The sequence below is a fragment of the Ureibacillus galli genome, assembly GCF_014836845.1.
In the GTDB taxonomy this organism is placed as follows: domain Bacteria; phylum Bacillota; class Bacilli; order Bacillales_A; family Planococcaceae; genus Ureibacillus; species Ureibacillus galli.
This window is the reverse complement of record NZ_JACSQA010000037.1, coordinates 25069-31379: the sequence shown is the minus strand read 5'-3', so window position 1 is coordinate 31379 and position 6311 is coordinate 25069. Positions and strand designations below refer to the sequence as shown.

Below are 6311 nucleotides of genomic sequence, written 5' to 3'. Positions count from 1 at the left end.
ATACCCGAAAAACGTTCAAAATTACAAAAGGCCTTCAGAATGTGACCATTCTGAAGGCCTTTTGTCGACAATCTGAGACTGGCTCATATGGAGCCAGTCTTTTTTTAGAACATACGATATCCAGCTTTTCGAAGATAGATCATGACAAATCCAGCTACGATCGCCCCTGCAAATCCACCGATTAAAATGGAAATATCAACGACTTGCAAAGCTTGAATTTTGTCTACTAATGCTGGGAAAGCAGTCCCAGGTTTAAAAATATAATCGAAAAAGCTTACTTCATCAATAATAAATACAACGACGATTGGATAAACGATAGCCATTAACCAAGTCATACGTAAAAGCATGTTTAGTAAGAAACCGATTCCAAAAAACATGACGAAGAAAAGAACGACTGAGATGATTAATTGCACTAACGAAACTGAATCACTCATATTATGTATAACCTCCGTTTTCCTCTCATTAGTTTACATGATAAGAGGTTAGCTTTCAAATATAAAAAGTGGATGCCTCCTATTAAGAGACATCCACTAAATGTCTATCCTGCTTTTACTACTCCATTTATAAACCGTGGACTATTCCAAAGATGAATCCATTTTTTCACTGCCGTAACGACAATAATTAACCCTAAAATTAACATAATAATGGATAACACACCATTTAATACGGAGTATCCCGAAGCTGCGCTATTCCAATAAACATTTTTCACCATCCATATTCCCGCAACATTCACTGTAATATATAAATAAATTAATGGTATTAGACAGGTCCATACATAAATTCGTTTCGTTGCCATTTTCAAAATAACGGTAGCCCCTACCACTAAACCTATCGATGCCATTAATTGATTGGAAACACCAAATAGTGCCCAAATCGGCCCAATTTCGCCTGAGTACAATAGATAGCCCCATAGGAAGCAAGCTAAAGCACTAGCAAAAATCGTGCCAGGCAGCCAGTCTGTTCGCTTCAATGGTTTGACAACTTCCCCTACGAAATCTTGTATTAAATACCGTGCGACTCGTGTCCCTGCATCAATGGCCGTTAAAATAAATACTGCTTCAAACATTATGACAAACTGATAGAAATAAGAAGAAAAGTTACTAAACCACGGAATACCTGTGAAGATTTGCGTCATGCCTACCGCCAGTGAAACGCCTCCACCGGTACGTCCTTCTAAATCCATTCCAATACTTTGGGATAAAGCGGCTAAATTCACTGGCTCCATTCCTAAAGTCGCATATACAGCAGGTGCCGAATTAATCGCAAAGTAGTCTCCTGGATGTAGAGCTGTTGCTGCAATTAGCGCCATAACCCCTACTAAACTTTCGACGAGCATCGCACCAAAACCAACAACACGTATATCTTCCCATCGATTTAACATTTTTGGCGTTGTCCCTGAACCGATAAACGCATGGAAACCGGATATCGCCCCACAAGCAATTGTAATCGATACAAACGGCCAAACTGGACCGGCTACAATCGGGCCTCCACCATGAACAAATTCTGTTACTGCTGGGAATTGAATAATTGGATTTACAAAAAATACGCCAGCAATTAACGCAATAAATACACCGATTTTCATAAAACTGCTTAAATAGTCTCTAGGTGCTAATAAGAACCAAACAGGTAAAGCAGCAGCAAAGAAAGCATAAACAGGTAAAATAATTGCTAACGTTTGACGATCGAAAGTTAAAAAGTCACCAAGAGCCGTGCCTTGAATATATGGACCAACAAACACACCTATAATTAATAAAATAAATCCAACAGCTGAAGTAACGAGTAAATTCCCCGTTTTTTTATACGCCACACCAACTAGCATTGCTATCGGAATGGTGATGGCAACAGCAAAAGTTCCCCATGGATTTCTTTCCAATGCACCAAGCACAACCATCGACAATCCTGCCATTGTAATCGTAATAATAAACAGCATCGCTAGACCTGTACAGAACCCTGCAACAGGACCTAGTTCTTCTTTCATTACTTCTGAAAGCGATTTCCCATTCCGACGCATTGAAGCAAATAAAACAACAGCATCATGAACTGCACCACCAATAACAGCTCCAATAAGAAGCCATAAAAGTCCAGGTAAATAGCCAAATTGAGCTGCTAATACGGGCCCTACTAATGGCCCAGCTGCAGCAATCGCGGCGAAGTGATGACCGAAAGCTACCCATTTGTTTGTTGGTACATAGTCTTTCCCATCGTTGTATACATGAGCTGGTGTCGGTTCCTTTTCATTTATTCTTAGAACCTTTTTCGTAAAGAAATAGCCATATAATCGGTAGCCAATAATTAAAACACACACAGCCCCAATTACAATGGATAAAGCATTCATAATTTCCCTCCATCCTTATTGGAAATTTTAACTATAAACAGTAAACTGGGCTTATGAATCTCTCTATTTTTTAGATGTAAAGTAGCTCGAGCACTTTCCATAAAGATATGAAAGTACCATTTATAACATGCATACAACGATATGTACTTTAACAATTTTACATAATCGCTTTTTTATTTATGAAAGAATAATTTATAAGCTGTATATTGAAAAATATCCCCTGGATTAACGCCCTCTATTTTATGTAGTTGATGATTTGCTAGTTGTTGATGGGCCATTTCCTCTAACATAACGGAAGACTCTCCTTTTCTAGCAATTTCATCCTCAGTTAGCCATTGAACATCAGAAAGTTCTATTTCCTGGATTTGAATTACCTGATTCTCATCTTTCATGCGACAAAGGAAAATCGCCATATTATCGCTAATTTCTTCCCGAATCACTCCAGACCGAAAACCAATTAACCCTGTCACTTCACAATCTATACCCGTTTCTTCTTTCACTTCACGAACTACTGCCTGATCCGCCGTTTCTCCTGCTTTTACAAAGCCAGCTGGCAATGACCATACCCCTTTTAACCCGCTATATTTCTTTTTCACAACAAGCCATTTTCCTTCTGAATTAATGACCACGCCCGCAACACCAAGCCAAACTAGCCCTCGATCCTTTTTCATATCCGTTCCCCTTTTTCAGTAATGACACTTTTCCATTTATTATACTCTTTTCCTTCTAAATAGAAAAAATCTTCTTGAAGGAGATTATCCAACAAGAAGATTTATATAATTTTTAATAATTATTAGTCACAAACTTCCGGTGTACCTTCTACTTTAGCTGTTCTAAATGAAGTACCGCAGCCACACGATGCGATGGCGTTCGGATTGTCGATGGTGAAGCCACCACCCATTAAAGATTGCTTATAGTCAATTTTTGTCCCCATTAAGATTGGTGCATCTTCTCGGGAAACAAGAATTTTTAAACCGTGTTGTTCATCTACATAATCGTCATCTTTTTGAATGTTATCAAAATTCATGCCGTAAGAAAGACCACTACAACCTCCGCCATGTACAGCTACTCGTAAAAAGGAACCTTCTTCTTCATTGTGCTGTTGCATTTCCTTTACACGAAATGAGGCAGCCTCTGTTAACTCAATGACTTTCTTTTCACTTGTCATCCCATTCACCTTCCTTCTAATTATAATCATATCAAGGAGGGAAACAAAAAGAAAGATATGTGCTTTTCGTTTCCCTTAACTTTTTCTATTCTATTTAAAATAATAAACATTCCTATTTTATCATAAATAGTTCATTGTATTCACTACACTGAATACATTAATAGTTATAATAGTCTTATAATAACTTAAAATGAGAGGTCCAATCGTATGGAATTGTCACCATTCTATGAGAAAAAAGTTGAATGTCTTTGTTGTAAAAAATCTTTTCCAACGAATAAGGTACGATCTAAATTTGTTAAAGTGATACATACTGATAGCGATTTTTGTCCTACTTATTCTGATTCAACCGTAAATGCATTATACTATAATGTTTTTGTTTGTGAACATTGTGGTTTTTCCTTTACAGAAGATTTTTCAAAATACTTCCAACCTGGAGTGAAGGAAGAAATTACGGCACAAATATCCAATAAATGGACGAAACGTTCATTTAATCAGGAAAGAACAACTGCCCAAGCATTGGAAGCATATAAATTAGCTTTTATGTGCGGTATATTGAAAAAAGAAAAGGCCGTAACGTTAGCAGGTCTAACTTTACGTATTGCTTGGTTGTATCGAAGTTTAAACAATCTCCCACAAGAGCAACGCTTTGTAAAAATGGCTCGTGATCACTATTTAACTTCCTATTCCAATGAAGATTATGCTGGTACACAAATGTCAGGCACACGCATTTTGTATATGATAGCGGAGTTATCTAGAAGAATAGAAGATTATGAGTTAGCCACTCGCTTTTTCTCCAAATTGATTGAGAATCAACAAGCAAGTGGTGAAGCAAAACTATTGAAAATGGCAAAAGAACAATGGCAACTTGTTCGTTCCGCACGGGAACAAAATAGAGGAGAATCTGACGATTAACGAAAAAAACTAACGTCTACATATTGTAAACGTTAGTTTTTTTATGCATTAAAATACTTGTTCTACTTCAACGATTCCAGGTACTTCTTCTAATAGTGCACGTTCAATACCCGCTTTTAAAGTAATAGTAGAACTTGGGCAGCTTCCGCATGCGCCTAATAAGCGTAAACGTACAACACCATCTTCTACATCTACTAATTCACAGTCGCCACCATCGCGTAGTAAAAATGGGCGTAATTTATCTAAAACTTCTTGTACTTGTTCTTTTTGTTCTAATTCTGTCATTTTTCTCGACTCCTTTCACTAAAATTATTATAATGTGAAGAAACAAAAAAATCCATAATTCCGTTTTATGAAAGGTTGTTAAATTATGACAGAAAATCATCCCGTTATCGAAATTTATGGTGCAGAAGTCATTTGTGCCAGCTGTGTCAACGCTCCTTCATCAAAAGATACATATGAATGGCTACAAGCTGCTATTAGCCGCAAATTCCCTGGGCAACCCTTTTCAATTCGTTACATCGATATCGAGCAACCTCTTGATAGCGAACGGGATCAAGAATGGGCAGAACGTATTCAAAATGATGAATTTTTCTATCCACTTGTTCTCATTAATAATGAAGTTATTGGTGAAGGTTATATACAAATCCAACCCGTCTTTTCGGCGTTAGAAAAACTTGGATTAGTTCCTTCCGTATAAAAATGTTCCATTGAAACAAAATCATTAATAATGATTTTGTTTTTTTATTATGTTTGTTTTAATTGAAAATTATTTACCCTTATTGAGAATCGTTTTGACGTTTATACATCCAAAGTAAGCCTGATTTCATTAAACGGGCAATACGACCTGTAACTGTCGTATCAGCTAGATGAACAAACCCTTGTTTTTTCCCTAACGATCCCATAAAGCCTTTTAATTTAATTTCAGGCATTTTTTCCGGTAGAGGCTCGTTGTTCCATCGGTGTTTTAACACTTTTACAATTCGTTCTCCTTGTTCCTCTGCAAGCTGAGCACTTGCAGGTAAATCAGATGATGCACAATCTCCTACAACAAATACATGTTCATCATCAACTAAATGGAAATATTGAGTAACTAACGGGCGCCCTTTATTATCTTTCTCAGCATCCATTTCACGAACGATTTTAACAGGTTGAACTCCTGCAGTCCAAACGACAGCATCCACTTCAATTACTTCGTCATTGTTATATAAACGAGTAGGTTCTACTTTCGTAATATTAGATTCTGCAATAACTTCAACATTATTTTTTACAAACCAATCTTTTACATACTTACTTAACTTTTCTGGGAAAGCTCGTAAAATACGTGGGGAACGGTCAAATAATTTAATTTTTAAATCTGAACGACTTTCACGTAATTCACTAGCAAGTTCAATTCCACTTAAGCCTGCACCGACAATCCCTACGACAGAGCCCGGTGGTAAACCACATAGCTTTTCAAACGTTGTACGTGACTTCGCAATTGTTTGGATACTATAACTGTTTTCTTCAGCACCAGGAACACCGTGATAGTCGTCTTCACAACCTAATCCAATCACTAAATCGTCATACGGAATAAATTGGCCATTCTCTAAAATAACCTTTTTTTCTTTTCGATCAATTTCTGTAATTTCTCCGTAAACAGTTTCTAATCTCTCATTCTCTGGGAAAGTAACACGAACATTTTTATCCGTTGTTGTTCCAGCAGCAAGAGCATAAAATTCTGTTTTCAAGCTATGGAATGGTGTACGGTCAATTAATGTAATCTTTGTGTCTTGTGGAAAGTTGTTCGGTAATAGGCGTAGCAAAATACGCATATTGCCGTAGCCACCACCTAGTAATACAAGTCTTTTCATAAAAATACTCCCCTATATCTCGTTTCTAATTGTGTAAGTCATC

Annotated in this window: 8 protein-coding genes; 2 read left to right on the top strand and 6 right to left on the bottom strand. The window is 37.0% G+C overall.

Annotation, left to right across the window (positions count from 1 at the left end; genetic code table 11):
- Positions 1 to 104 precede the first annotated feature (104 nt).
- The 4 genes from H9636_RS17120 to H9636_RS17105 all read right to left on the bottom strand — a co-directional run bounded on the left by H9636_RS17120 (position 105) and on the right by H9636_RS17105 (position 3503).
- Entirely contained in the window at positions 105 to 434 is a 330-nt protein-coding gene (locus H9636_RS17120; RefSeq protein WP_191708786.1) for a YuiB family protein, read from the bottom strand.
- Between the two features lie 104 nt (positions 435 to 538).
- On the bottom strand, positions 539 to 2335 hold the full coding sequence (locus H9636_RS17115; RefSeq protein ID WP_191708785.1) for a carbon starvation CstA family protein: 1797 nt from the start codon (positions 2333 to 2335) through the stop codon (positions 539 to 541).
- A gap of 173 nt (positions 2336 to 2508) precedes the next feature.
- The gene (locus tag H9636_RS17110) at positions 2509 to 3006 is read right to left on the bottom strand and encodes an NUDIX hydrolase (RefSeq protein ID WP_191708784.1); all 498 of its coding nucleotides are present in this window, start codon (positions 3004 to 3006) and stop codon (positions 2509 to 2511) included.
- 122 nt (positions 3007 to 3128) lie between these two features.
- Positions 3129 to 3503, bottom strand: a complete 375-nt coding sequence (locus H9636_RS17105) for a HesB/IscA family protein (protein ID WP_191708783.1) — start codon at positions 3501 to 3503, stop codon at positions 3129 to 3131.
- A 207-nt stretch (positions 3504 to 3710) separates the two neighbouring features.
- Here H9636_RS17105 and H9636_RS17100 point away from each other — a divergent pair, with 207 nt between their 5' ends.
- Positions 3711 to 4415, top strand: coding sequence for a DUF2225 domain-containing protein (locus H9636_RS17100; RefSeq protein ID WP_191708782.1), 705 nt, complete (start codon positions 3711 to 3713; stop codon positions 4413 to 4415).
- Positions 4416 to 4463: 48 nt separating this feature from the next.
- Here the strand turns inward: H9636_RS17100 and H9636_RS17095 are convergent, their stop codons facing one another.
- Positions 4464 to 4700: a NifU family protein gene (locus H9636_RS17095; protein ID WP_118876334.1), complete on the bottom strand. Its 237-nt coding sequence runs from the start codon at positions 4698 to 4700 to the stop codon at positions 4464 to 4466.
- Positions 4701 to 4785: 85 nt separating this feature from the next.
- On the opposite strand from H9636_RS17095, the gene H9636_RS17090 reads away from it, so the two are divergent.
- Positions 4786 to 5115, top strand: a complete 330-nt coding sequence (locus tag H9636_RS17090) for a YuzD family protein (RefSeq protein WP_191708781.1) — start codon at positions 4786 to 4788, stop codon at positions 5113 to 5115.
- 79 nt (positions 5116 to 5194) lie between these two features.
- On the opposite strand, the gene H9636_RS17085 is transcribed toward H9636_RS17090, so the two are convergent.
- Entirely contained in the window at positions 5195 to 6268 is a 1074-nt protein-coding gene (locus H9636_RS17085) for an NAD(P)/FAD-dependent oxidoreductase (RefSeq protein WP_191708780.1), read from the bottom strand.
- Positions 6269 to 6311 lie beyond the last annotated feature (43 nt).